This is a genomic window from Methanocorpusculum sp., from assembly GCF_030655665.1.
In the GTDB taxonomy this organism is placed as follows: Archaea; Halobacteriota; Methanomicrobia; order Methanomicrobiales; family Methanocorpusculaceae; genus Methanocorpusculum.
The window spans coordinates 26,280-51,103 of sequence record NZ_JAUSPQ010000008.1; the positions used below are offsets into that span (position 1 = coordinate 26,280).

30 protein-coding genes are annotated in these 24,824 nt (G+C 47.3%); 21 read left to right on the top strand and 9 right to left on the bottom strand.

What is annotated here, in order from left to right:
- Positions 1–94 precede the first annotated feature (94 nt).
- From Q7J08_RS06255 to Q7J08_RS06270, 4 genes are all read right to left on the bottom strand, one after another.
- Positions 95–1,036, bottom strand: a complete 942-nt coding sequence (locus Q7J08_RS06255; protein ID WP_304910836.1) for an FkbM family methyltransferase — start codon at positions 1,034–1,036, stop codon at positions 95–97.
- Positions 1,037–1,124: 88 nt separating this feature from the next.
- Positions 1,125–2,126, bottom strand: coding sequence for a lysylphosphatidylglycerol synthase transmembrane domain-containing protein (locus tag Q7J08_RS06260; protein WP_304910837.1), 1,002 nt, complete (start codon positions 2,124–2,126; stop codon positions 1,125–1,127).
- Entirely contained in the window at positions 2,110–2,826 is a 717-nt protein-coding gene (locus Q7J08_RS06265) for a glycosyltransferase (RefSeq protein ID WP_304910838.1), read from the bottom strand. Before Q7J08_RS06265 ends, Q7J08_RS06260 begins: the two co-directional genes overlap by 17 nt.
- Positions 2,823–4,064, bottom strand: coding sequence for an NAD(P)/FAD-dependent oxidoreductase (locus Q7J08_RS06270; RefSeq protein WP_304910839.1), 1,242 nt, complete (start codon positions 4,062–4,064; stop codon positions 2,823–2,825). Before Q7J08_RS06270 ends, Q7J08_RS06265 begins: the two co-directional genes overlap by 4 nt.
- A gap of 119 nt (positions 4,065–4,183) precedes the next feature.
- Here Q7J08_RS06270 and Q7J08_RS06275 point away from each other — a divergent pair, with 119 nt between their 5' ends.
- Complete coding sequence (locus tag Q7J08_RS06275) at positions 4,184–5,377, top strand: tubulin/FtsZ family protein (protein ID WP_304910840.1); 1,194 nt, start codon at positions 4,184–4,186, stop codon at positions 5,375–5,377.
- 7 nt (positions 5,378–5,384) lie between these two features.
- On the top strand, positions 5,385–6,491 hold the full coding sequence (locus Q7J08_RS06280) for a hypothetical protein (RefSeq protein WP_304910841.1): 1,107 nt from the start codon (positions 5,385–5,387) through the stop codon (positions 6,489–6,491).
- A 69-nt stretch (positions 6,492–6,560) separates the two neighbouring features.
- Here the strand turns inward: Q7J08_RS06280 and Q7J08_RS06285 are convergent, their stop codons facing one another.
- Positions 6,561–7,217 carry a TrkA family potassium uptake protein gene (locus tag Q7J08_RS06285; RefSeq protein ID WP_304910842.1) on the bottom strand — a complete coding sequence of 219 codons (657 nt, stop codon included), beginning with the start codon at positions 7,215–7,217 and terminating at the stop codon, positions 6,561–6,563.
- Between the two features lie 57 nt (positions 7,218–7,274).
- On the opposite strand from Q7J08_RS06285, the gene rnhB reads away from it, so the two are divergent.
- The 13 genes from rnhB to pfdA all read left to right on the top strand — a co-directional run bounded on the left by rnhB (position 7,275) and on the right by pfdA (position 13,950).
- Complete coding sequence (gene rnhB / locus Q7J08_RS06290; RefSeq protein ID WP_304910843.1) at positions 7,275–7,913, top strand: ribonuclease HII; 639 nt, start codon at positions 7,275–7,277, stop codon at positions 7,911–7,913.
- 36 nt (positions 7,914–7,949) lie between these two features.
- Positions 7,950–9,275 carry a site-2 protease family protein gene (locus Q7J08_RS06295; RefSeq protein WP_304910844.1) on the top strand — a complete coding sequence of 442 codons (1,326 nt, stop codon included), beginning with the start codon at positions 7,950–7,952 and terminating at the stop codon, positions 9,273–9,275.
- A 39-nt stretch (positions 9,276–9,314) separates the two neighbouring features.
- Positions 9,315–9,935, top strand: a complete 621-nt coding sequence (gene purN, locus Q7J08_RS06300; protein WP_304910845.1) for a phosphoribosylglycinamide formyltransferase — start codon at positions 9,315–9,317, stop codon at positions 9,933–9,935.
- A gap of 33 nt (positions 9,936–9,968) precedes the next feature.
- Positions 9,969–10,289 carry a ribonuclease P protein component 4 gene (locus Q7J08_RS06305; RefSeq protein ID WP_304910846.1) on the top strand — a complete coding sequence of 107 codons (321 nt, stop codon included), beginning with the start codon at positions 9,969–9,971 and terminating at the stop codon, positions 10,287–10,289.
- Complete coding sequence (locus Q7J08_RS06310; protein ID WP_304910847.1) at positions 10,286–10,636, top strand: YhbY family RNA-binding protein; 351 nt, start codon at positions 10,286–10,288, stop codon at positions 10,634–10,636. Before Q7J08_RS06305 ends, Q7J08_RS06310 begins: the two co-directional genes overlap by 4 nt.
- A 132-nt stretch (positions 10,637–10,768) precedes the next feature.
- Positions 10,769–11,218, top strand: a complete 450-nt coding sequence (locus tag Q7J08_RS06315; protein WP_304910848.1) for a 30S ribosomal protein S19e — start codon at positions 10,769–10,771, stop codon at positions 11,216–11,218.
- A gap of 34 nt (positions 11,219–11,252) precedes the next feature.
- Positions 11,253–11,585: a DNA-binding protein gene (locus Q7J08_RS06320; protein WP_304910849.1), complete on the top strand. Its 333-nt coding sequence runs from the start codon at positions 11,253–11,255 to the stop codon at positions 11,583–11,585.
- A complete protein-coding gene (locus tag Q7J08_RS06325; RefSeq protein WP_304910850.1) occupies positions 11,582–12,181 on the top strand; it encodes an alpha hydrolase in 600 nt (199 codons plus the stop codon). Before Q7J08_RS06320 ends, Q7J08_RS06325 begins: the two co-directional genes overlap by 4 nt.
- The gene (locus Q7J08_RS06330; protein WP_011833848.1) at positions 12,178–12,330 is read left to right on the top strand and encodes a 50S ribosomal protein L39e; all 153 of its coding nucleotides are present in this window, start codon (positions 12,178–12,180) and stop codon (positions 12,328–12,330) included. The genes Q7J08_RS06325 and Q7J08_RS06330 overlap by 4 nt, the downstream gene beginning before the upstream one ends.
- 3 nt (positions 12,331–12,333) lie before the next feature.
- Complete coding sequence (locus Q7J08_RS06335) at positions 12,334–12,597, top strand: 50S ribosomal protein L31e (RefSeq protein WP_304910851.1); 264 nt, start codon at positions 12,334–12,336, stop codon at positions 12,595–12,597.
- Positions 12,598–13,266: a translation initiation factor IF-6 gene (locus Q7J08_RS06340; protein WP_304910852.1), complete on the top strand. Its 669-nt coding sequence runs from the start codon at positions 12,598–12,600 to the stop codon at positions 13,264–13,266.
- 65 nt (positions 13,267–13,331) lie between these two features.
- Complete coding sequence (gene rpl18a, locus Q7J08_RS06345) at positions 13,332–13,517, top strand: 50S ribosomal protein L18Ae (RefSeq protein WP_304910853.1); 186 nt, start codon at positions 13,332–13,334, stop codon at positions 13,515–13,517.
- On the top strand, positions 13,507–13,950 hold the full coding sequence (pfdA, locus tag Q7J08_RS06350; RefSeq protein WP_304910854.1) for a prefoldin subunit alpha: 444 nt from the start codon (positions 13,507–13,509) through the stop codon (positions 13,948–13,950). The genes rpl18a and pfdA overlap by 11 nt, the downstream gene beginning before the upstream one ends.
- Before the next feature lie 127 nt (positions 13,951–14,077).
- Here the strand turns inward: pfdA and Q7J08_RS06355 are convergent, their stop codons facing one another.
- The gene (locus Q7J08_RS06355; RefSeq protein ID WP_304910855.1) at positions 14,078–16,060 is read right to left on the bottom strand and encodes a clostripain-related cysteine peptidase; all 1,983 of its coding nucleotides are present in this window, start codon (positions 16,058–16,060) and stop codon (positions 14,078–14,080) included.
- 150 nt (positions 16,061–16,210) lie between these two features.
- Between Q7J08_RS06355 and ftsY the strand changes: the two genes are divergently transcribed.
- Positions 16,211–17,215, top strand: coding sequence for a signal recognition particle-docking protein FtsY (gene ftsY, locus Q7J08_RS06360; protein ID WP_304910856.1), 1,005 nt, complete (start codon positions 16,211–16,213; stop codon positions 17,213–17,215).
- A gap of 1 nt (position 17,216) precedes the next feature.
- Positions 17,217–18,557, top strand: coding sequence for a signal recognition particle protein Srp54 (locus tag Q7J08_RS06365; protein ID WP_304910857.1), 1,341 nt, complete (start codon positions 17,217–17,219; stop codon positions 18,555–18,557).
- A gap of 16 nt (positions 18,558–18,573) precedes the next feature.
- Here the strand turns inward: Q7J08_RS06365 and Q7J08_RS06370 are convergent, their stop codons facing one another.
- The 3 genes from Q7J08_RS06370 to Q7J08_RS06380 all read right to left on the bottom strand — a co-directional run bounded on the left by Q7J08_RS06370 (position 18,574) and on the right by Q7J08_RS06380 (position 20,329).
- Positions 18,574–19,194, bottom strand: a complete 621-nt coding sequence (locus tag Q7J08_RS06370; RefSeq protein WP_304910858.1) for a hypothetical protein — start codon at positions 19,192–19,194, stop codon at positions 18,574–18,576.
- A 102-nt stretch (positions 19,195–19,296) separates the two neighbouring features.
- On the bottom strand, positions 19,297–20,139 hold the full coding sequence (locus Q7J08_RS06375; RefSeq protein ID WP_304910859.1) for a DNA glycosylase: 843 nt from the start codon (positions 20,137–20,139) through the stop codon (positions 19,297–19,299).
- 10 nt (positions 20,140–20,149) lie between these two features.
- Positions 20,150–20,329 carry a hypothetical protein gene (locus Q7J08_RS06380; RefSeq protein WP_304910860.1) on the bottom strand — a complete coding sequence of 60 codons (180 nt, stop codon included), beginning with the start codon at positions 20,327–20,329 and terminating at the stop codon, positions 20,150–20,152.
- A gap of 115 nt (positions 20,330–20,444) precedes the next feature.
- Between Q7J08_RS06380 and Q7J08_RS06385 the strand changes: the two genes are divergently transcribed.
- Genes Q7J08_RS06385 through Q7J08_RS06400 form a run of 4 tightly spaced genes read left to right on the top strand, consistent with a single transcriptional unit; the run spans position 20,445 to position 24,580 of the window.
- Complete coding sequence (locus Q7J08_RS06385) at positions 20,445–21,176, top strand: hypothetical protein (RefSeq protein WP_304910861.1); 732 nt, start codon at positions 20,445–20,447, stop codon at positions 21,174–21,176.
- Positions 21,173–21,811, top strand: a complete 639-nt coding sequence (locus Q7J08_RS06390) for a hypothetical protein (protein WP_304910862.1) — start codon at positions 21,173–21,175, stop codon at positions 21,809–21,811. The genes Q7J08_RS06385 and Q7J08_RS06390 overlap by 4 nt, the downstream gene beginning before the upstream one ends.
- 2 nt (positions 21,812–21,813) lie before the next feature.
- Positions 21,814–22,626, top strand: coding sequence for a hypothetical protein (locus tag Q7J08_RS06395; RefSeq protein WP_304910863.1), 813 nt, complete (start codon positions 21,814–21,816; stop codon positions 22,624–22,626).
- A 1-nt stretch (position 22,627) separates the two neighbouring features.
- Positions 22,628–24,580: a type IV pilin gene (locus tag Q7J08_RS06400; RefSeq protein WP_304910864.1), complete on the top strand. Its 1,953-nt coding sequence runs from the start codon at positions 22,628–22,630 to the stop codon at positions 24,578–24,580.
- Positions 24,581–24,824: the final 244 nt, after the last annotated feature.

Genomic DNA, 24,824 nt, shown 5'->3' on the forward strand with positions numbered 1-24,824 from the left:
TGTTCTTTCATCTCTGATAAATACCGCCGCCGTCTGAGGAATTTATCCTGATTCCGGCAACAGTCCCGTGTGTTCATCTTTACATCTCTCACAGTCAGACAGCATAGATCACTGTCTCGCATGGCCACCAGGGATATGGCGAGTACTGCCGGAGATAAAGGGTATATTCTTCATCATATTCTCTGATGAGTTTTGGGATCTCCCAGAGATCGTCTGGTTTATGATACACGCAAACGGCGAGTTTTGGATGATCTGAGGTGATGTGATTTTTTGCCCCTTCAAGTGCATCCCGCTCGAAACCTTCGATATCCATTTTTATGAATGAAACGGGTTCTAAGATATCCTCATCAAGTGAGACCATCTGTATGGCGGTAGATCCTGTTGCGCTTATGTGTGAATCCTCAGCCTCGGATGCATTGAAGGATACTGTTTCGTTCTCTTTACCTATACAGCAGTTCCTGAAAACGATCTTGTCGAGAACATCTTTTTGCCAGCTGGAAAAATAATCAACTGCAATGGCGTAGTTTTTCGGGTCGGGCTCATAGAAGTATGTCCTCGAAAAATCCCCTACACTGTTGATGAACATCTCCGTGACATCTCCGCGGTATCCCCCGCAGTTGACAAATACCTCCTGATCATTCAGTGATACGATTTTTTTATCGAAATATTGTTTGAAGGCGAAGTCGCCCTCCCGATGGTATGTTTTAATATCCTCTGTTAACCGGTACTGGAGCATAGAGATTAGCGTCCTGCGGGATTTGTCATCTGCGAGCAGATCGTAAAGTACCCGGTATTCTTTCTCGTGAGTAAATATCCCGTCACGTGCTTCCTGCCAGAATTTCTTCAAAGGTGTATCAACAAATCTTCGGTCCATGCGGTATTTCGTTACGAGCGGGGCACAGAGGGAGACCATAAATTTTTGCGCATGAGGATTTTTAGGGAACTGGATATCACGTATCTGTTCTTCGAGAAGATCGGCGTTTTTTGTTTTTTTAACTGCGGGATGTATACAGCTGTAAAACTCATCTATCGTCATATCTTTAGAGAACATATATCACACACTTTTCCTGTTGTTTATCATTCGGAGTAACCATAAATATCTTTTCTGTTTCGTGGACATAATTTCAGAGATTATCCGTGTCTTCTTTGAGTTTTTTTGTATCCTCTTTGAAAAGTCTCTTTAATAGAGACACTGACCAGTCACCGAAGTAATACAGAGAAATCAGTCCTCCAACAAGCGTGACAAGATTTTTGATCAGGTGATCAATCACCGCAATAAGGAACGCGGTAAATGATGCAACGCCGCCGATTTCAAAAATTATGGCAAGGGCCGCCTCGTAAGTTCCTATACCCCCCGGCGTAATCGGTACAGCTTTTATGAGATTTCCTATAACGATTGCCAGAAGAACCAGCATGAATGGAACATCGACGGCCAACATCATGCAGACAAGATAACAAACGAGAACATCCATCATCCAGATTATCACGGAAGTTCCCGAAAGAATACCTAGAGATGAGATCGTAGCGGATACCTGTCTGAACTGTGCAAAGACCTCCAGGATTTTTTTCAGGATCTTGTTCTCGGCATGCAACCACTTGGCAAGCAGGAGAATGATGATTCCCACAATTCCGGCGATCAGTACAAAGAGGATCAGCCAGACAAACCATCCATAATCCGCGGGAATCAGACTGATCAAAAACGGCAGAGAACACAACCCGAGAACTGCCAGTACAAGAATATCATACACTCGTTCAACGATAAGTGAAGTGAATCCGTTTGTGTAGGGCATGCCCTTCTCATGTTTGAGAATGAACATTCTGACAACGTCGCCGAGACGTGCTGGAATGATCAGGTTTGCTGTCTGGGATACATAGATACATGCCGTGGAGAAGATGAGCCCGATTTCTGTTCCGAGACGCTTAATGATGTATTTGTATCGAAACCCGCGGAGAAACCATGCAAGAACACAGATGCATATTGCTACGATCAACCAGGTCGGGACCAGGGACTCAAGAATGCTTTCGAGATTTCCCTGCAGTTCATCCCAAACCCGCAGCAGCATGTACCCCAGTAATGCAGCGGCAATTACTGTTGGTATAACAACGGCACTAACTTTTTTCCACATGCAGTCTCCACCACATCTTCAGGATGTCTTTACCCATATTGCTCACATCTTTGAATCTGACGGTAGTGCCCGGACCCTGTGTCCAAACGACTGGAAATTCATCTACACGGAGACCTTCTTTTTGTGCAAGAACGAGTGATTCCGTGTCCCAGAACCAGTGAGGTGCCTGGATTTTCGGCACGAGTTCTCGAAGAACCGCGGATTTATAGGCTTTGAATCCACACTGATGGTCATTGAGTTTGCTGCCGAGGAATAATCTGACCAGAAAATTATATCCTCTGCTGGCTATCTCCCGGTCGCCGCTTCTGATAATATTGCTGTCTTTCATCAGGCGTGAACCGGTCGCCACATCCGCTCCATCCTCGATATGTCCAAGAAGTTCTGCGAGATGGTTGATGTCGGTTGCCAGATCGACATCATAATAACAGAATATTTCTCCCCGGGATTCTGCAAGAGCACGGTTCAGTGCCCTGCCTCTTCCCTGCCTTTCATTGGAGTGAAGCAGTCGGACCCGCGGATCTTTTTTCTCCCACTCTTCCACGCACTCGCGGCTTCCGTCGGTACTGCCGTCCTCTGCGATAATCAGCTCGAAAGATTTTCCGTACGCTTCGAGTGCCTCAATGGATTTTGGAATAGCTGTCTTCAAAGCTTCCACATCATTGAAGACGGGAAGGACTGCGGTGACGGATACGTCTGTCAACGATTATTCTCCTCTAATAATTTTGCAGCATTGAGACCCGCCGAAATCGATCCCTCCATACTTCTTTCCGGATAGTTTTCCGGGGAAAACATTCCTGCGATGAACAAATTGTCTCCAATATTGGCTGGAGGGATAGAATCTTTGTATCCTGTTACATACACAGGACCGGCAAATCTGTCGATGTACAGGTCTGCGTGATGGATCTCACTGATATCTATAGAGAAACGTTTGCAGAAGTCATCAATCATCCGGTCTTTCAGTCCGCTGTCCGGTTCATCTTTGAAATAGGATGCAAGATACACGACATGTTCGCCATACCATTTGAACGGGACAAAATTCGTGTGGGTGACCACTGCTCCGTAGGGTGCCGGGTCTCCCATATTTGTCCAATAGATACCGTTTGTGGGGTCACGGGCGAGACCTAAGGTCATACATGCTGCCCCCTGGTACATGAGATCAGGGAGTTTGTCAGTAGAATTTCCCATTAACGAATTTGTAATCTGGGGTGGCAGTGTTGAAATAACAGCATCAAACTCCTCGCCGTTGATCTGCCACTTTTCATTTTTCCGGACAAGCGTGATCACCGGTGTGCTGAGTCTGATCTCTGCACCCATCTTCTCGAGTTTCTCCATCATCGCGTCGATCAGTTTATGCCAGCCGCCTTTCAGGTATCCGAGACGCTCTCCTTCTGTACCCCTGTCCGAGCGGATGGCGATCCTGCTCATAAGCCAGGCCGCCGATACATCATCCTTCATTGAACCGAATTTACTTGTGAGGAGGGGAGCAAAGAACGCATTATAGATATCCTTCCCCACCTTCTCAAACAGATATTCCTTTGCCGTAACTTTGTCGAGTTGGGAGAGATTGATCTTTCGTGAACTGATGACGAACAGTCCGAGCCTGAATTTCTGGAAAAACGTGAGGCAGGGATAGCGGAGGATCTCGAGAGGGGTTGTGAGCGGGTGAAGTTTGCCGTCCATGTAATAACCGGTTGAACCTTTCAGCCAGATCATATCAGTTTTTAGGTCAAGATTCTCCAGAAGGGAAAACAGGTTTGTATCTCCGGAAAAACAGTGGTGGTAGAGGGTTTCCAGAGTATAGGTATTGTTGTAGGTAAGGGAGGACATACACCCGCCTGGACTGTCATTTTTTTCAAAAATGACAACCTCATTTTTATCAGCAAGTTGTAGTGCCGCTGACAAACCTGCGAGTCCTGATCCAAGAATCCCTATCTTCATTGTACTATATGATAGCTTTGTATGATAAGAAAGTTTTTGGCACACGTCGTCATATAGTATGGAAGTCATATATATTCCATGACTGACATATATAACACAATTAAAGGTGTCTACAGTAAATGCGAGTATTTTTTATAGGATTTGGACAAGCAGGAGGAAAGATCGTGGATATGTTTCTGGCACAGGACAGAAAGTTAGGATCCACGAGTTTCCGGGGTATTGTAATCAATACTGCCCGGACCGATCTGATGGGTGTGAAGTATATTCCCATGGAGGATCGTCTCCTCATTGGCCAGACAATGGTCAAAGGTCACGGTGTTGGAACTGATAACGTGACCGGTGCTAAGGTGGCTGCGGATGAGATTGATACGATCATCAATGCGATCGACAAACGCGGCACTCATGATGTTGATGCATTCGTCGTTTGTGCAGGTCTTGGCGGTGGAACAGGTTCTGGTGGTGCTCCTGTTCTCTGCCGTCACTTAAAGCGTATATACCGTGAGCCGGTCTATGCACTTGGTATTATTCCGGCCCCAGAAGAGGGTCGTCTCTACTCCTTGAATGCCGCCCGGAGTTTATCCACGCTGGTAAACGAGGCTGACAATGTTATCGTCTTTGACAACAGTGCATGGAAGAATGACGGCGAGAGTGTGAAGAGTGCTTTCGACCGGCTCAACGAGGAGATCGTTCGCAGGTTCGGTGTTCTTTTCCGTGCCGGCGAGGTCAACAAGTTCGGTGTTGGAGAGATGGTTGTTGACTCCAGTGAGATCATCAACACTCTGCGGGGCGGAGGTATCTCTTCGGTTGGTTATGCTATCAGCGAGGCTCTTCCCAAAGGTGGAAAATCCTCCTCCAAATCAAGCGGTGGCCTTCTCGGTGGGCTTCTCGGCAAGAAGGACAAGAGGCAGGAACCCCATGTTGATATCACATCGACTGAGGATAAATCTGCGAAAATCATCGGTCTTGTTCGCCGTGCCATGCTTGGACGTTTGACTCTGCCTTGTGATTACTCAACTGCAGAACGCGCTCTTGTTCTTGTTGCCGGTCCCCCGACCGAGCTTGACCGGAAAGGTGTGGAGAAGTCCAAGAGCTGGGTCGAAGAGAATATTGCCGGTGTCGAGGTTCGCGGCGGTGATTATCCGGTCGACAGCGGGTATGTTGCTGCAGTCGTCCTGCTTGCAACGATCGGGAATGCACCCCGTATCCGTGAGCTGATGGAGCTTGCAAAGGAAGCAAAGGAAGAGGTCGTGAGATCCCGTGAGCGGGCCACTTCATCAATGTTTGAGGATGGGATAGATCCCTTGTTTGAGTGAGGATATTATGAAACAAATCACCTATGTATTATTGGCACTTTTGGTCTGTGCAACATTAATTGGTACCGCATCTGCATTCACGTATACAGATGGGGCTATTGTGGACCCTTCGGGCTCTTTGAGTCCGGGTGAAGCGGTCACTGCTTCGATGACCATCTCTCTTCCAAAGGACAGTATCAGTGCCTCAGGCTCTCTTAAATTGACTACGGCTCTTCGTGACTCAACGCTCTGGACTGTGTATGTATATAAGGGCACGGTTGTAAATAACAAAACCAGTGAGGATGCCTTAATTACAACATTCTCCTCCACCAGTTTCGCATATACTATTTCCGGATTCGTTCTGGATTATGATCAGCCGGTTACTCTGTATATCGCTCTGAGCGGTCTTGTTCCGGAAAGTTTGAAAGGTCAGTCTGTTACTATCATGAAAATCGATGAGAACTCAGGTTCGGCAGCTGCGAGCGGTTACTCTACGTACTCTTCGCCTACCCAGACGGTTTATAATCCTGATGATTTTTCCGGTATGGTGACTGTTGCTGATGAACAAATCACATCTCTTGAATCACGCATTACCACCTACACAACGTACGGGATTGACGTGTCTTCTGTGGTCACGAATCTGCAATCCGCTAAAACCTCTCTTGCAGCAGCAAAATCTGCGGGTACCGCTGATATCGCACTTGCCAACAAAAAACTGGAAGCAGCGATCACTTCGATAAATGCTGCTGAAAAAGCTCTGTCTCTTGCCGGTCTGACTGCTATCAAAGCAAACACAGATGCAGTTGATCTCATCGTCACCGAACTTTATGGAAAAGGCTGGGATACCGAAGCAAAACTGCTCGCAACGACCAATCAAGGCATCAAGAATACCTATGATGTAGCTGCACTTTCTTATAATGCGGGCGGTTCCCCTGATGTTGATGAGACTCTTAAGGCGTCGGAAGAGGCGGTCGCTGAGGGAAATGCTTATCTGGAAAAGGCTTCAGCCTCACCGCTTGCTGCCGTTGGCAGTATCCTGCCGATCATAATTGTGATCGTAGTTGCGGTAGTCGTTGTTTTCGGTGCAATCATATTCATTAGAAGACGTAGAGGCGGCTGGGACGAACTTGGATAACCGATCTGATGTGTGAGGAGTATTCTCTCCTCTTTGACATCTTCTTTTTGAAAAATAGTTTGAATAAATTTAGTGAAAGAGTTCGTCCATATACTCTACAGACCTGCCTTCCGACTCTTTCTTGGTAAATACGGTGATAACATCTCCGGGCATAAATGTAACGTTCCCGCTTGGAATGATCAGTTTCCCACCTCTTCTTATTGCAATGTAAAGCATATCTTTCATATCAGATACGTCTTTGACCGTCTTGTTCACGCCTTTTGCTCCGTCACTTGCGGTGACTTCAAAGATGCTCCCGCCCTCTATCGATGCAAGAAGCTGTGTATCTGGATTTTCTGACCAGAGATAAAGACTGCGTGCAACGATCTCGTCCGGGTTTTCACTGATCCGGACGCCGACTTCTTTGAAAAGATCGGAATGTTCCTTCTGGTTCACGATTGAAACGAGGGTCTTTACCGCGTATTTTTTTGCAAGCCAGCAGGCCATAAGGTTCAGTGCATCATCGCTGGTGGTCGCCACAAGTGCATCCGCCCGATCAATCCCTGCATCCTCTAAAATTGCTTTATTAGTTGCATTTCCGGCGATCGCCAGGAGGTCATGCTGGGACAGGATATCCGCACACCGGTCCTCATCCCTGTCGATAACCACAACACTGTGCCCGTTCTCCGACGCAATCCCGGCAAGACTTCTTCCGATTCCACCCAGACCAACGATGATGAGATACATAGAAAATCGTATGCTGTCAGGTGGTATTATATCTATTCCCTGAAATATACGTATCCGATGACAATCTGCGGAGTCGATGAGGCAGGAAAGGGTCCGGTGCTTGGTCCGATGGTCACTGCCGGCGTTCTTATTTCGGATCCGTCAGAACTGGAGACGCTGGACATCAAAGACTCCAAAAAACTCTCCCCGAAAAAACGTGAGAGCCTGTTTGAAGAGATCATTGCCTCCTGGCAAACATATACCGTAGTGCGAAGTCCCTTCGAGATCGATTCACGCGAGGGTACGATGAATGCATTCACCGCTTCATGCCATGCAGAAGTTGTCCGCGCTCTTCACGCCGATGTCATCTATCTTGATGCATGCGATGTAAATGCAAAGCGATTTGGCGACACTGTTCTTCGAATGAGCGGTCACACTGCAGAGGTCTGTTCAGAACATAAAGCAGACGCAAAATTCCCCGTTGTCGGGGCCGCAAGTATCGTGGCAAAAGTTACCCGCGATCGATGCATTGCTGAACTAAAGACAGAGTACGGCGAAATCGGGAGTGGATATCCTTCAGATGCTCTCACGATAGCCTTTCTCACGGAGTATATACAAACGCATGGAGAAGCTCCGGCCTGCGCCAGGAAATCCTGGCAGACCACACAGGATATCATCAACCGATCCTCACAGACCGGGTTGTCCGACTTCTTCTAAGCAACCTCTTATTATCCCACTTCCAATAAGTATAGAATGGATTTAGGCTGGCTTATTCCGGTACTCACTGCAGTGATGATTTATGCGTGTATATGCTTTGCCATCATAAAATACAATATTCTCCCAAACACCTTCTCCTTCATGGGTCCCTGTCTGATGATCAAAACGATCCATACCGGCATCTTTGACAAACTCTCTCGGTGGAAACGTCTTCTGATAGCATATGGAAATCTGGGTGTCATCCTGACCGTTATCAGCAGTGTGGTCGTTACCCTGCTCTTTGTGTTTACGGCATTCATGAGTTTGTTTATTGATACGGAACCTATCGCGCCGCAGAATCTTCTGCTGATCCCGGGAATAAATGATTATGTGCCCTCGACATTTGCCGTATGGTTTGCCCTCATTTTTGCGATGGTCATCCATGAGTTTGGACACGGTTTTCTTTCCCGTGTGGAAAACATCAAAGTCAAATCAGCCGGTGTCCTCGCACTGGTGATTCCGATCGGCGCTTTTGTCGAACCTGATGAAGAGGACATCGCGAAGTCTTCTCTTGGAACAAAACTGAGAATGTATGCAGCGGGGATTACCAATAACCTGCTCGTTGGAGGAATCTGTGTCCTTTTATTGGTTCTCCTTCTTGGTCTGGTTGTTCCCGGGACCTCTCCGTATGTGTATGGGGTGTATGCAGGCTATCCTGCCGAAGAGGCTGGTGTAATGCCCGGCACGATCATTTTTGCTATTGATAACACATCAGTGTCCAGTCTCGCGGACATCTCCGCAGTTCTTGCAACGACAAAGGCAAATCAGACGATAACTCTTCACGGTGAATATCGCGGGACTCCTCAGACATATGATATTACTCTCACCTCTATTCCGCCGGATCTTGCCGGAAGTCTTCTTGTGTCAGGGTCCGACTCAGGATTTATCGGTGTGTCCTTCTCTGAACCGTCCGTCCTCACGAATGCTCTTCACACATTGATGTATCCCTCCTCCCCACTAGGGGTTGCCGGGTCACTCCTGACATTTATTGCCCTACCCTTCTCCTCAATTGCAGGATCTGCCGCACTGAGTTTCCTGATCGTGGACACTCCTGATCCGGCAATATTGGCCGCTCCGTTTACCGGATTCTGGGAGATCATTCATATCCTTTACTGGTGTGCATGGATCAATATCCTTCTCGGCATATTCAACGCTCTGCCGCTTGGACCGTTTGACGGCGGGCAGATGCTTCGTGAAAGTCTGCGCTCATGGTTTGTCAGCCGTGGAAAAGATGAGAAAACGGCATTCAGCATTTGCCGGTCGATCTCCTATGTTCTTGTCTTGTTGATCGTTATCCCATTGATCATGCCGTATATCTTATAAGAGAAGATTAATTATTCCTCTACCTCACACATAACTATCATGAAGCGTATCGCAGTACTTGCGTCAGGCAGGGGCTCAAATTTCCAGGCAATTCTGGATGCTCTTTCAGTAGGCAAAATCAATGGGGAAATCGTGGCTCTTTTGACGGACAATAGAGATGCCTATGCAATTCAACGTGCAGATACTGCTGGAATTCCTGCAATTGTTCTGAATTATAAGGATTACACCTCAAAAGTGGAGTTTGAACGCGATCTTCTTACTGCTATGCAGGATGTTGAGGCTGATCTTTTTGTCTGTGCGGGATATATGCGTATAATCGGTTCTGAGATTTCCCGGGAGTTTGCCGGTAAAATGATCAATATCCATCCGGCACTTCTCCCTGCTTTTTCCGGTCTTCACGGACAACGGCAGGCTATTGAATATGGAGTGAAAATTGCAGGATGCACAGTTCATTTTGTTGACGAAGGTCTTGATTCCGGCCCGATCATTTTACAAAAAGCTGTTGAGGTCCTGGATGATGATGACGAGGATTCTCTAGCGGAGCGGATTTTAGAACAGGAACACCTTGCATATCCTGAGGCCGTGGGCTTATTTTGTGCTGATCGTCTGCAAGTCTGCGGTCGCCGCGTGAAAATCCTTCCCGAGGCAAACAATCAATAGGTCACAGGTACTATTGTATAAGGCATAATCCCTATGGCAAAAGCAGAGAAAGGCATCTCCACAAAAAAAATCGCTCTTGAACGGATCGATATTTTGTTTGAGCGTGCAAAAGAGGCACAAACCAAACCTGACCTTTCCGTTCGTTATGTTTCTCTTGCCCGCGAGATGGCGATGAAACAACGTGTCCGTTTAACAAAACGTCACCGGCGTTCTTTCTGCCCGTCATGTCATGCCTTCTTCATTCCTGGCGAAAATCTCCGGGTCCGGGTCCAGCATGGGAAGATCATCTATACGTGCGGTATCTGCGGAGCAGTTACCCGTATCCCCCTCAATAAAAAAACCGAATCAAGGTGAAAAACATCTCAGATACTACCGAATCATATATCCAAACCCTGAAACCAACAATCTGGGTCGGCAAAAATGGCTACACTGACGATCTCGTTGCGGAAGTTCGTCGTCAGCTTGACGCACGCAAAGTGATCAAAATAAAATGGCTTCAGAGTTCCGACATGAATAACGAGGAAGTAAATGACCTCGCCAAAACAGTGTCAGCCGAAGTCATTACCGCGCGTGGGAGGATGGTTGTTCTCGGGGCTAAAAACCGAGGGAAGTTCCTGGAAACCGCACCTTCGCGACGAACGCCGCCGAAAAATCTCACGGCCCGTGACAAGATCAAGTCTTCTTTCATGGGAAAGAAATAATCTCACTCTTTTTTTAGCGAACATATATTACCTGAAGACTCTAATTTATACAGACTGTTAATGTCATCTATTGCGGAAAGATTTCCGCAGTGAAGCATGTCTCCAACATGCGGCATACAGTGAGGATTGTCAATGACTACAGTGTTTGATATTCCGGCAGACTTACTCATCGCAAAGGTAGCAGACGAACTCAAGAACGAGTCCGTTATTAAAGCACCCGAGTGGGCTGAGTTCGTCAAGACGGGAGTACACAAGGAGATGCCACCGGAAAATCCAGACTGGTGGTATGTCCGATCCGCAGCAGTGCTGCGCAGAATTTACGTTGACGGCCCGATTGGAGTTGAGCGCATGCGCTCCGTTTACGGCGGTGTGCAGGACCGCGGTTCCAAGCCGTCCCACTTCAGAAAAGGCAGTGGAAGCATTGCCCGAAAAGTCATGCAGCAGCTCGAAACAGCCGGCTACCTCGAAAAGGTTACCGGAGGTCGGAATGTTTCTGCAAAAGGTCGCAAATTCCTCGACAACATTGCCCACTCCTTAAAGGCTCAGGCAGTTGAGGCAGCGCCCGGACTCGCAAAGTATTAAAAATAATTACTGACTAATTGAAGGTGATTCAAGAATGGGAGATGATGAACTCGCAGAGATCCGCCGTCAGCGCATGATGCAGATGCAGCAGCAGCAGATGGCGGAGCAGGATCAGATCCAGCGTCAGCAGCAGCAGCAGGCACAGATTCAGTCTGTACTCATGCAGGCCATGGAGCCTGAAGCTCGTGAGAGGTTAAACACTATCCGGCTTACAAAGCCTGAGTTTGCCTCCTCAGTTGAGCAGCAGATTGTATCCCTCGCCCAGTCTGGACGCCTGCGTCAGAAAATTACCGATGAACAACTCAGACAGCTGTTAACTCAGATTGTCCCGCAGAAGAAGGAATTCAATATCCGCAGGGTCGGATGAAAGCAGGGGTGCTCTACAGTGGCGGTAAAGACAGTAGTCTTGCCGCGGTTCTCTTATCAAGAGATTATGATGTGGAGCTTTTGACCTTTGTCTTTGACGAAACCCATGCTGTGCCTTCTATCGAGGCGGCGGCAAAGGAAACCGGTTTCCCCTGGAAGAAACTGGTCTTTGTGCCAGGTTTCCTTGATGAAGTTGTGGACCAAATCGTTCATGACGGACATCCTGCAAATGCTATCAACGAAATCCACCGACGGTCCCTCTGTGCTGCAGCACAGGAATATGAGGTGGTCGCTGACGGAACCCGACGAGATGATAGGGTTCCGATGCGGACACAGTCTGAAGTGCAAAGTTTTGAGATGAAGTATGGGGTGAGTTATATTCGCCCTCTACTTGGCATCGGAAAAACAGAGATCATCCGATTGGCGGAAAAGTTCTTTGAGATCGCCTATGGCGAAACCGGAACGATTCCCAACGGTGACTTCGAAAACGAGATCAGATCTGAAATGACTCGGAGGGGAGTGGACTATGTCCCGCTCTTCCCGAAAAATCATGAACAGTCTCTGGTCATCAAGAAAAAAATGGTGAATGAACCATGAGCAAACTTACCAAAAGCCGTAAGATTCGTCTTGCAAAGGCAACCCAGCAGAACCGCCGTGTTCCTGCATGGGTCATGATCAAAACCAAGCGTACCGTTGTGTCGCATCCTAAGAGGCGCAACTGGAGACGCAGCACACTGAAGGTGTAAAAAATGGTAGAAGTGCAAAAAGAACAGGTATACGTGATTCCGCTCCGCGATGTTAAGCGTGTTCCGTGCTACAAGCGTGCAAACGCAGCTATCAAAGACATCCGTGGCTACCTCGAGCATCACATGAAAAGTGATGACGTTAAACTCGATAAGGGTATTAACGAACTCGTATGGGCGCGCGGAGCCCAGAAACCGCCAAGACGCATTCGTGTTCGTGCAATGAAGTTCGAAGACGGTCAGGTCCAGGCAGAACTTGCTGAGGAATAAATGGACCCGACCCTGTCATTGAATGGTGACCCGAACATCGGCGTGTATGCACGTGTCTTTGAAGATCTTGCTGTTGTCCCGGTCGAAGCTCCGAAAGAGTTCCGGGACAAAATAGCGGAAGCTTTGGATGTTGAGGTTATTGAAACCTTTATCCAGGGTTCCTCAGTCATAGGTCTCCTTCTGACCGGCAACTCCCGCGGATTTGTCGTTTCCGGTCTCATTCAGGATTCAGAACTCAGTTTCCTGCAGGAGTATGGCGATGTCTTACTCCTCGGAGAAGAGATGAATGCGGCAGGGAACGTAATCCTGACCAATGATTCGTTTGCCGTCGTACATCCCGACATGTCGTCTGCGATGCGCGAAATGGTTGCGGATTTTCTGAAAGTCAAGATTATCCCGATGTCCTTTGCTGGAGTCGGAACGGTCGGTATGACGTGCGCCTGCACGAATGCAGGTGTTCTACTCCCGGCAAGAAGCAGTCCTGAAGAGATCGAGAAGCTGGAACACAGCATTGATAATGCTGAAATATCAATTGGAACGGGCTCAGTTAACATGGGCTCGGGTCTGATCGGCACCGGTCTTCTGATCAACAGCAAGGGATATCTGGCAGGTAACGCTACCACAGGCTATGAACTTGGTAGAATCGAAGATGTATTTGGATTCTTGTGAAAAATTTATTTTTCACGAGTTGAGCATGCTTTATAAGAAGCATGCGATTTCTGTGAGGTGAAAAAATGCCGAAATTCGAGGTAAAGGGCACGTTCAAAAATGATGGACGGATGAAACCCTTCACAAAAACAGTCGATGCACCTTCCGAGAAGCTTGCAGGAGAGTTCACTCTTGCAACGATCGGAAGCAAGCACAGACTCGGACGCAAGTATATTACCATTGACTCTGCAAAGGCTATTAATGGCGAGTAATACTGATCAGGCATCCCTGGAGCAGGAGGTCCGCTCCCTCCAGGCTTATGCTAATGAATATTCCCAGCAGTATGAACTTCTGACCCAGCAGCTGCGGTTCATCGAATCAGCACGCGGGGAAGCACTGGCGTCTATCGAGTCGCTTGAGGCTTTCAGCGGTCTGGAAGGAGATGTTCCCACTCTTCTGAACCTTGGTGGAGGTGTATCGGTTCACGCAACCGTTACCGACACGAAGAAGATCATGGTTGGGATCGGCGCAGGCATCACGGTTGAAAAACCGGTCGAAGAAGCGATCACGTTCCTTCGTGACCGTATTACTGAGATGGATGCATCCGCAAAACGGCTTACCGAGTCCCTTGGAAAGCTTCAGGAACAGATGCGGACCGTTGAGCAGAGAATGCAGGAAATCTATTCTCAGACTCAGCACCGCTGAACTTCTTTTTTTACATTTTACTGACTTTCTGCTTTTTCGTGTGAGAATGTTACGTTATACTACTCTATTCTTGTTTCTACGTTGAAGTTAACTCACGATACTGAAAAACCGAAAAAATAAGTGATAATTATTTCCTTCTCATTAAGAGACAGGAGATGCCCAGACCACAAAGGATACTCAGGATTGGAACTGGCGATTTCGTTGATGTGGTCTCAGGGAAATTCGGTTCTTCAAGATAGAACTCATCGTCATCAATGAAATCATCCAGTTCAACTACCCAGTAACAATTATCCTCAGGTAAAGATGTTAACACCAGTTCTTTTGCCGGCTCCTTCCCAAACTCAAAGCTGGTTGTGGAGTAGATGGTTGAGACCGATTCCTCGTCTTCGTTGTAAATCTCAAGAAGCGGTGTAAAAATATCCCCCTCTAAAATAGTTGCCTCACCCCAAAGATTTGTACGCGAATACCAGCCTTCATCAGACACAGATTCAACAAATATATCCGTAGTATTCATCGTAGTCATGTTAATAACAGCGGTAATTACCGATGGAATTGTTTTATCAGTACCATTTACAGTTCTTGTTACGTTTCCATACATCAGGTAAATATTATTGATGGCTCCATTTTCAATGTAGGAATACGCATATTCCATAGTTACTATTATTCCGTCTTTCTCCTTTTCATTGGCGAGAACAAACCACGACCCATCCCAGTTTGGTTCCTCATACTCTCCGGTTGGAACAGAGAGCCAGATATTCCCGTCAGAAGAGGCATACGTTTCTTGAAGCGGCACCTGCCCGATTATGATGTAGTGCCCATCTTTGAGATAAAGATAATCTGCAAACACCATCGCTGTTTGCGTTGTATCATTCACGACAATAGTGCGGCTTTGTGCATTGTTACTCTTGTATATTGCACTCGGCTGAATAGAAGCACCTGCTTGGCCCATATATTTCGAGAAATACTCATACCATCCGTTTCTTCCAAACGCTATACTATTTGGCACTTCGTTCGTAAACTCCTCATTTGGTGAGGCAATCGATACGCCGTTTGCAGCACTGAAGTGTCCTGAGTATTCTGCCATGACAACATAATTGGTTAGGGTGGTGAGAAGATTACCGGCAGAGGTGTGCAGAGCCGTTTCCTCATTAGTATTTGTGTAAATCTGGTCCACAAACTGATAAAGATCTACGGAGGCTACCATTGAACCATCATCGCTCCTTCCATACCCTTGAGTATTTGTGTACATATATCCAAGTGTAGATAGTGCATCTTGATCATTGAGAATCTCTCGAAGAGAGTATCCAAGCATGTTCAGGGAAGATACTACCTCCGGGGTCTTGGAGAGACGTACAAGAGAGAGTGTTATGTCTTCGTCATTGTTAGTGGATATATACGAGGTAATAACGTTTTTCCCAAAATCTTCCGGGCTCATCGATGGATTGCTGGAAAGTGCTTTGCCGAATCCTGCATAATTAAGTCCTGCTCCGGGAACGTTTTCCTCTGATGCCAGGAGATAATCTGCGTGTGGATATAATTCATATGCCACTTCGAGTGATGCCATCTGACAGGCATCAAAAATAATAATGTCATATCTCGAGGATGAGGAAAGACCGGATTTCAAATCCTGTACGCTCATCCACGTATTGAGCACTTCGTTAGAACCAAAACCCAGATATCCTCCTCCATGATTCCAGAAAATGAGATATCTGTTGGCTGAGGATAGATTATTTGTTGCACCATAGTTGTCTGCGTACTTCAAACTCTGTGATAATGCACCTGATGATGAGATGTCAACCTGTGGAATTCTTGTTATAATATATTGTGTGGGCGTAAGGGAATCTCCATCGGACCCAACAACCCCATCCTCAAGATCTTTTTTCAGGAATTCCAGATTCGTGATAGAAAGTCCATCATTCCATCCTGTTTTGTCAGCTCCCCCATAGATGACTAAAACATCTCCCATATCCGAATTCCAGTTGTCTGCAAGGTCTTTTAAATTACTTGATGCGTGATGATAATCACCTGATTCAAGGTCAGAGCCGATTACATATAAGACAAGATAATTCTCGTCTGAAGCTGAAACCGGAAGGATCATTGCAGAGATCATAATCACTATTATCCCTACAAGAAGCAGGTTTTTTTGAATAATATTGTGAGATACCATATCTATCAGAGTCTACATTATTGGTATATTAGATTATCCCTTCGCGGTTCTAACAGAGAGGAATTTATATTCACAGGACTGAATTAATAGATAATGTTTGAAGGACTGAAAAATAAACTTGGGCTCGGGAAGAAAAAATCTTCCGCACCGGAGGCGTTACCTCCCGCCATAGATACTATACCAGAATCGGAACCGGAGGAAAAAAAAGCCCCGGGATTCCTCAATAAAATCAAAACCCTTGTTGTAGAACATGAGTTTGTCCTTTCCGAAAAAGATATCGAGGAATCACTCTTCGAACTCCAGATGGTCCTCCTGGAGTCCGATGTAGCCTATCCGGTAGCCGAGGCAATCACCGAGCACATGAAAAAAGAGCTCGTCGGCACTCACCGAAAACTCCGCGAATCGGCTGATGATGTAGTAACGAATGCGCTTAGACATGCCATTGAAGAGGTACTTGGCGAGGGTTTCGATCTCGTTGCCTATATTAAATCGCATGAAAAGCCGGTCAAGATCCTCTTCACCGGGGTGAACGGGACCGGCAAAACCACCTCGGTCGCCAAGATCGCCCACTATCTTCAAAGTCAGGGACTCTCAGTCGTGGTTGGAGCAGGCGATACGTTCCGTGCCGGTGCTATTGAACAGATCCGCGTCCACTGTGAGCGAATCGGGGTCAAACTCATCGCTCATCAGGAAGGGGCCGACCCGTCTGCTGTTCTCTATGACACTGTTGAGTATGCAAAAGCTCACAAGACCGATGTTGTCCTCGCCGATTCGGCAGGGCGCTTCCATAATCGGGTCAACCTCATGAACCAGCTGGAAAAGATCAAACGTGTGATGAAACCTGATCTCGTCTTCTATGTGGATGAGGCAGTTGCGGGAAATGATGCGGTCGTCCGTGCCGAGGAGTTTGAAAAGACAGTCTCCACAGACGGTGTCATTCTCACCAAAGTCGACATGGATCCAAAAGGCGGTGCTGCAATTTCGATCGCCTATACGATCGGCAAACCTCTCGTCTTCCTGGGAGTCGGGCAGGGGTATGAAGATATGAAACCGTTCACCCCTTCACTGATTATTGACGAAATATTCGGAGATGACTAATATGGGACTTGATACACTTTCCAACTCATTAAAGGACGCGATGAAGAAACTCGCCGGCAAAACGGTCATCGACCGTGCCGCCGTGGACGAACTGGTCCGCGATCTCCAGAGAGCCCTGCTCTCTTCTGATGTCAACGTCAAACTCGTGATGGAGCTTTCCAAACAGATCAAAGCCCGATCACTGGACGAAAATCTTCCCAAAGGGATCAACGCCCGTGAACATGTACTCAGGATCGTTTATCAGGAGCTGGTCAACCTCGTCGGCAAAGAGGCTGAGTTCTCCTTAAAACCGCAGAAGATCCTGATGGCAGGTCTGCAGGGTTCGGGTAAGACCACCACGACCGGCAAACTCTGCCGCTACTTCCAGCGCAAAGGTTTGAAGGTCGGGGCGATCGGTGCTGATAACTTCAGGCCCGGAGCATACGCCCAGCTGGAAACCCTCTGTAAAAAGATCAATGTCCCCAGTTACGGTGATCCAAAGGAGAAGGATGCTGTAAAAATCGTCAAAGACGGACTTGCTGCTCTGAAAGATGTTGACGTGGTCATCGTCGATACCGCCGGACGTCATGCTCTGGAAGATGATCTGATCGACGAGATCAAGCAGGTCAACGAGTACCTCAAACCCGATCACCGCTGGCTCGTTATTGACGCAGCTCTTGGTCAGGCGGCCCGTGATCAGGCGAAACGGTTCCATGAAGCCATCGGTATCGACGGGGTTATCGTAACCAAGATGGATGGAACGGCAAAAGGAGGAGGTGCCATGTCGGCTGTCGCCGAAACCCAGTCGGGAATCGTCTTCATCGGCAATGGTGAAACGATCGACGATCTCGAACGCTTCGATGCAAACGGATTCATATCCCGTCTGCTTGGAATGGGTGATCTGAAAGCCCTCGTTGAAAAGGCCGAAGAGTCCATCAATGCCGAGGATGTCGATGTTAACGCCATGCTTCGGGGGAAGTTCACGCTGAATGATATGTACAAACAGCTTGAAGCTGTGCAGAAGATGGGTCCGTTAAAACAGGTCCTGTCTATGCTCCCGATGGGCAACATGAATGTTCCTTCCGATGCTCTTGAAGGAACTGCCGACAAGATGAAGAAGTTCCGGATCATTATGGACTCCATGACGCCCCAGGAACTTGATGAACCCTCGCTGATCAACACGTCCAGAATGATTCGTGTTGCCAAAGGTTCCGGCGCTTCGGTCGAAGAGGTCCGTGACCTCATAAAATACTATAAGATGATGCAGAAAACCCTGAAAGGGTTCAGAGGAAACAGGATGGCGATGGGCAAAATGATGAAACAGATGCAAAAAGGCGGCATGGGACCGACGGGTCCAATGTGAAAAATATTTTTTTTAATTATGATTTGATATAGGTCAGATCATAATTGTCCAGCCCCGTTCCATTATCCAGTATGGTAAAACTGATCAGGGCCTCTTTGTAATAATTAATGTACATATTTTCTTTGTAAGGATACCAGATTATTTCCCACGGTTGTTCCGTCCTTCCGTCATGTGTGGTCCATAGAGAAATTCCGGTATTGTTCGCATATATTTTATCAGTTATTGTATAGAGTATCCCGTTATATTCATACTCTTTTTGGGTGATCCATGTTCCAACATATCCTTCGAGTATGTCTCCATCTTCCCTGATATAGGTTCGCCCTTCCTCATCTGTGGTTGTATTACCATCGTCTGAGATGGTTGTAATCCATGAGTCATAGGCATAGGCATAGGATCCATCCTCATTCTTTATCCAGGACATATTTGAGACGTATTTTGCTCCGTCATTGTAGACCCAGGTCTCCGTTCCTTTTCCGTTGGGATTGAACACTATTACGATCTGTGTTACATTGGGTGCGGGGAAATCGATGAGTTTTTCACTCGTCCATGTGCCTATGATGTCTTTTGGAGTACTCACACACCCGGCCGAACAGATTATTGCTATGAGGACGGCAATGAGGAGTATGCTCTTTTTCATGGGTATATCATGGATTCTTTATTATCTTATATGTGTCGCAACGCCGTCTATTATGGTGATTTTCAACATCAAAAATGAGTATTTACCAAAAAATGGCGATTATTACTCACCTTTACTGCTGATCTCTTCCCGTATCCCAAACAGGTACTCCTGGGCATATCCGGCATACTGCCCAAAATGGTTTCTGGCGAATTCCCCCGCCTCTTTATATGAGAGTTTTCGCGTTCCCCCGAGATACTTCGTCCGAAGGATCCTCTCGATCCATACATCCACTGGAAATGCCTCATATTTTTCAAATGCAAACAGCAGGACACAGTCAGCCACCTTCGGTCCGACGCCGGGCAATGTCATCAGTTTCTCCTTTGCCTGATGATATGGCAACTTCTGGATTTCCTCAGCCCAATGGGGGTCGTTTGCCGCCATCTCCGCCGCTTTACAGATATAGGCATCCCGATATCCTACTTTACATGCACGAACAGCACAGATGTCCTCTTTACAAAGTATTTCAGCATCAGGAAATGTATGAAACACCTGCCCGTCCAACTCAAGGTTTCTGCCGTATTTCATTGAAAGATTCTCTATTCTCAACATAATGCCCGGAATATTTGCACAGGTTGCGCAGATATAGGAGACCAGACATTCCCACGGATCCTGTCTGATGATGCGAAGACCTCGGCACTGTTCGATCGCTGCGTGGATCAACGGATCTGTATCTATGTCATTAAGAATCCTGTCAAGAGGAACATCAAGTCCGAAGTATCTGACGAGTTCATCCTCTGTCGGTCCTTCATACCACAGAATATCTCCCTCCTGCCGAATCTTCCAGACTCGGTCTGCAATGGGGGCATACCAGAAACCTTCATTCTGCCGCCATCGAAATGCCTGACCGCACGAAACTGTACGGTCGAGCTGAAACGGGATGTTTTTGAGAGAAAATGTCTGCATAAAAAAGAGATTATTCTTTGAGCATCAGGATGCCCAGAAGAACTGCACCAATACCGCATATTGCGAGAACAAGTCCGAATCCTCCGAGTACGAACTGGACAAACAATGCGAAGTTGAACCAGATCCCAAGAATGCCTAAAGCGAGAAGAATAATACCTACGATCAGAGTGATAATTCCAGTTTTATCCATGGTATTATGTACTCGGTTTTTGCTTATATGTATTGCGTCCTGCATGACTTTGCGCTGTCCAGAAGTATTCTATACTATTCAGAGCAAAATAAACAATAATTTCTATTTGGATACTATGAATAAATGTACAGCCGATGACGGAGTTGCCGAAGTAATTGGTTTTATACTGATCATTGCTTTAGTCGTGGCAGTTGCTGCTGTGTGGATCCTTGTATACATTCCGGCTCAGGGAAATGCGGTCGAGACCGAACACTCTCGTGTCGTCACTGAAGAAATTGCTGATATTAAATACGGTATCGATCTGCTCTGGACAACAGAACAAACGGGTATGAATGCAAGCCGGGTCATCTCTCCTTCACCGGTAGAAGGGACTGAGATCTCAGGTTTGTTGTTTGTGTCCCCGCCTGTTGGCACCGGCACGATTTCCGTTAGTCCGGGTACGAATTTTACGGTGGTCCATAGTGGTGGAACCCTTTTTGTGTATGCTATGAAAATCGCCTACAACTCGGCGAATTATTATGCCCCGGATACCCGCATCGTTTACGATGGAGGTGCGGTTTTTCGCGGACAGAAAACAGAGGATCCCTATGTTCTTCTCCCTCCCTCAACTGGGGAATCACAGCTTGTAATAGTTGCGGTATCCGGCGGCGGAGAGCAGCAGATCCTTAGTAACATTCCCCTAGGTATAACCTACAAATATAACAGTACACAAACCTACTCGGGGGCAACGGTGACGGTAAATGCCTCGTCAGAGTATGCTGATCTCTGGAATGCCTCAATAGGGGCCCCGTTTTCAGGTACGGTTACCGTGGTCAAGTATGATGTTGAGATTGGGAGCCCGCAATGAACAAGACAGCTGATTCAGGTCTCTCTGAAGTTGTCAGTGTGGCTCTTATTCTGACTGTTCTTATTCTGACAATATCCATGGCGGCGCTCATTGCTTTTCCGATTATGGGAACCAATGCCGATCAGGTGCATAACGGTGATGTTTTCCTTGAGTTTGCCCAGATGAAAGCTGATGTGGACACTGTATGGCTGTCCGGCTCCACCAATGTCACGCGTCAGGCGGTGTTCACTCTCTCTCCGGCGGCCGATCGGACCGAGGTCACTATCGTTCCAAATCTTTTATCGGCCGCATCATTTGGTATAGTGACGCTGAAATACGGCAGTACATATAATCGCGGAACCGAAACATATGCTGCTGTGCAGATCATATATGCCTCTTCCAACATGTATGCCGAAGATATTGAACTCATCTATGACGGCGGCACTCTTTCCCAGAATGGTCAGGTCATTCTTCCCGGTTCCTCCTCTCATTCTGAACGATATATTGTTGTGGTCGATACCGCAGACGTTGCTGAGGGATATATTGGCGGTTCCGGGGTCGCCACGCTGAATTACCGGCTGGAAAAGATCATTGATCCGGCTGCGGGCTCATCTGATTCGGATCATCTGTGTGTGTTTAGTATGGAGCTGCAGTGATCATGATGCAGAAAAGTGATCCCGGTCTTTCGATGGCGGTTGGGTTTGTGATGATTTTGATGATCATCGCGATGATCATTGGGGTGTGGGCGGTCGTCGGTGTTCCTGAGCAGATCAGGGATGCGGAGGATTATCATGCGGTCGGAGTGACAAACACATTCCTCGATTATAAAATTGCTGTTGATAATCAGCGTGCCCATGAATGGATCGGGTCGAATGTCAGTATGCTTATTCCTGCGGCATCTGCCTATGCCGACGGAGCACTCTTTATGACGGAGGATGTGGGCACTCTCAGGGTTCTGATCGGCGGAACAGAAAACAGTGCTTATGATATCAGCAGGCTGTATGCGACGTTTGGGACGACGAATACCCGCATCGGCTATGAGGCTGCCGGCGTGTATCGAAATGATTACGGGTCAGCAGTCTGGGTGACGCCGCCTTCGATCACCATAGAAAAATCAGGGGATGATGTATATGTGACATTGATCGTTCCGGAGATGCAGGGATCGTTTGCGGTCGGAAGTTCCGAGGGGATCCCGGTGGATACCGGCTTAATATCTGTCACTACTCCGGTGGATATATCAACGAATCAGATGATAACCATAATCTATACGGCTGACGAACTGTGGGATGCTGATGTGTGGAATACCTTTTTCTATGAAACAAAACTAAAGTATCAGAGTGCGGGAGTGGATATCATGAGTCAAGCGCTGTCTCCTTATGAGACATCGCTGACGATTTATCCATCTCCGGGTGGAGATATGTATCTAACACTCATCAAGCCGGTGTATATCGTTGATGTCAGGAGGCATTGATATGAAAAATGAGTCTGGTGTTTCCAGTGTTGTCGGTGTCGTTCTTCTGTTGCTTCTGGTCGTTCTCGCAGCTTCGGTTATAGGGCTGACTCTCTCGACAGCTACCCAGAACGCCGTTGAGAGTACACCAAATGTAGTTTTTACCCTTTCGCAGAATCCACAGATGCTGTATCACGCCGGCGGAGATGTTTTATATAAGAGCCGGCTCGTATTTTATGATAATAGTGAGGATATAACTTATCAGACTCAGATCAATGGTGATGGTTCATGGACTGAGTGGCGTACCGGTCAGGCGATCGAACTGCCTGACGGTTATTATGTTACTAATCTCACGATCATAGCTCTGGATTCGCTGGGCAGGGACCAGCTGTTATATCAGGGTTCAGGAGCTATTTCGACGCCGCTGCCGACGTACACCGTCACGCCGACGTCAACCGTGACACCCACACCAACTCCGACAACACCTACTCCAACGGTAACACCAACGCCGACTCCTGAACCAACGCCCAACCCGTATTATACCGTCGGCAGCGATCATGCTGATGGGTTTGCGACGGTTGAGGAGTTTGTCGAGTCGCTCAACAACTGGTCGAATGCGCTGTACGGGGCGGATGTGGCAATTCTCTATGGTGGTAATAATATTGCCTTCTTTGGTGATGTCCCGATTGGGCGTGAACCGATTCGTATCACGGGTGAGATGGTTTCTGGTCTTTCGGGAAATAAAGTGGTTCTGAATACCTATGGTAGTAGCCTCCGAGAAGTTGAGTTTACCCGCGCTCCCGGGTATGAAGGTGAGCTTCTTGTAATATCCTCGGCTGCTGAACTGGAGACCACTGGTGCCGCACTTAAACTTGACGGGATGGGTCATGGGGCTGCCCCCCTTCTTGTCATTACCTCCGGGGGTTCTTTGGATGTGCACGGCCATATCACATTGATAAATAACACCAACCCAACCGGAGATGGAGGGGGAATCCGTAATGAAGGTTCGGTTTATGTCAGCACAAATCTGATCGTCTACAACAACACCGCACGAAACGGCGGCGGAATCTACAATCTGGGGGCGATGACTCTCTCTTCTCCTAATGATATCACAGACAATGTTGCCTTGGAAAATGGTGGGGGTATCTACAATGAAGGACAACTCACCTCCTCATCTCTAATGAATGTATCAGGCAATACTGCACAGAATGGTGCCGGCATCTACAATCTGGGAGCGCTCACCTTCTCTTCGGCTAATGCTATCAAAGACAATGTTGCCTTAGAAAAAGGCGGCGGGATCTACAGTGCCGGTTCAGATTCTGTATCAATCAAAGGTCCGATAACAAACAACTCTGCGAAGTATGGCGGGGGTATCTATAATGATGGGACCATTGCGACAACTGGTGTTATTTCGGATAATACTGCATCGATCTCCGGGGGCGGGGTATATAATGCAGGTACCTACACATTTTCCTGGACCTCCACGGTTTCCGATAATCAGGCACAATATGGTGGCGGTATCTATAATGAAGGAGATATCCCCTTTTTTGGGGGGACTATATCTGGGAATATCGCTACGATAGATGGCGGCGGTGTCTATAATACCGGTGCGTTTAGCCCAAGTTCGTTCACCCTATCTAATAATGAGGCTGCAGGAAACGGTGGCGGGATCTATAACAGTGGGTCTACCCCATCTATGAGCGGTACTATTTCGGGTAACACTGCAAATAATGGTGGCGGTATATATAATACCGGTCCTATGACATTCAACGGCAATCTCGTTTCCAATACTGCCATTCAGAAAGGTGGGGGTCTTTATAATGCAGGGAGCTATACAATGAACTGGGGCTCATTTAGCGGGAATACGGCAGGGAATATTGGAAACAAAGTGTATGCAACAGGGACGTCAGTTAATTCAATTCCGACATGGCTTATTACTCTCACAAATGGCGGAGGATATTATTATGCGAATTAATTATTATTCGATTTCCGGCAATGACGCTCCCGCCTCCCCTCCATATGGTATTGGAGATCAGTATTATGCTACCCTAGGTACGGTAAATCAGTTTAATAGGAATCCTGGTTTAATAACCGGTCCGAATTACTATTACATCGATTGATCCTCCTCATGATTGTGAAGGATATGAATAATCCAAAGATCAGGGACCTGCCCCGCTCCTCTATTCGATCCAAGCCGCGGTCGTTTTGACCGTCGGCAT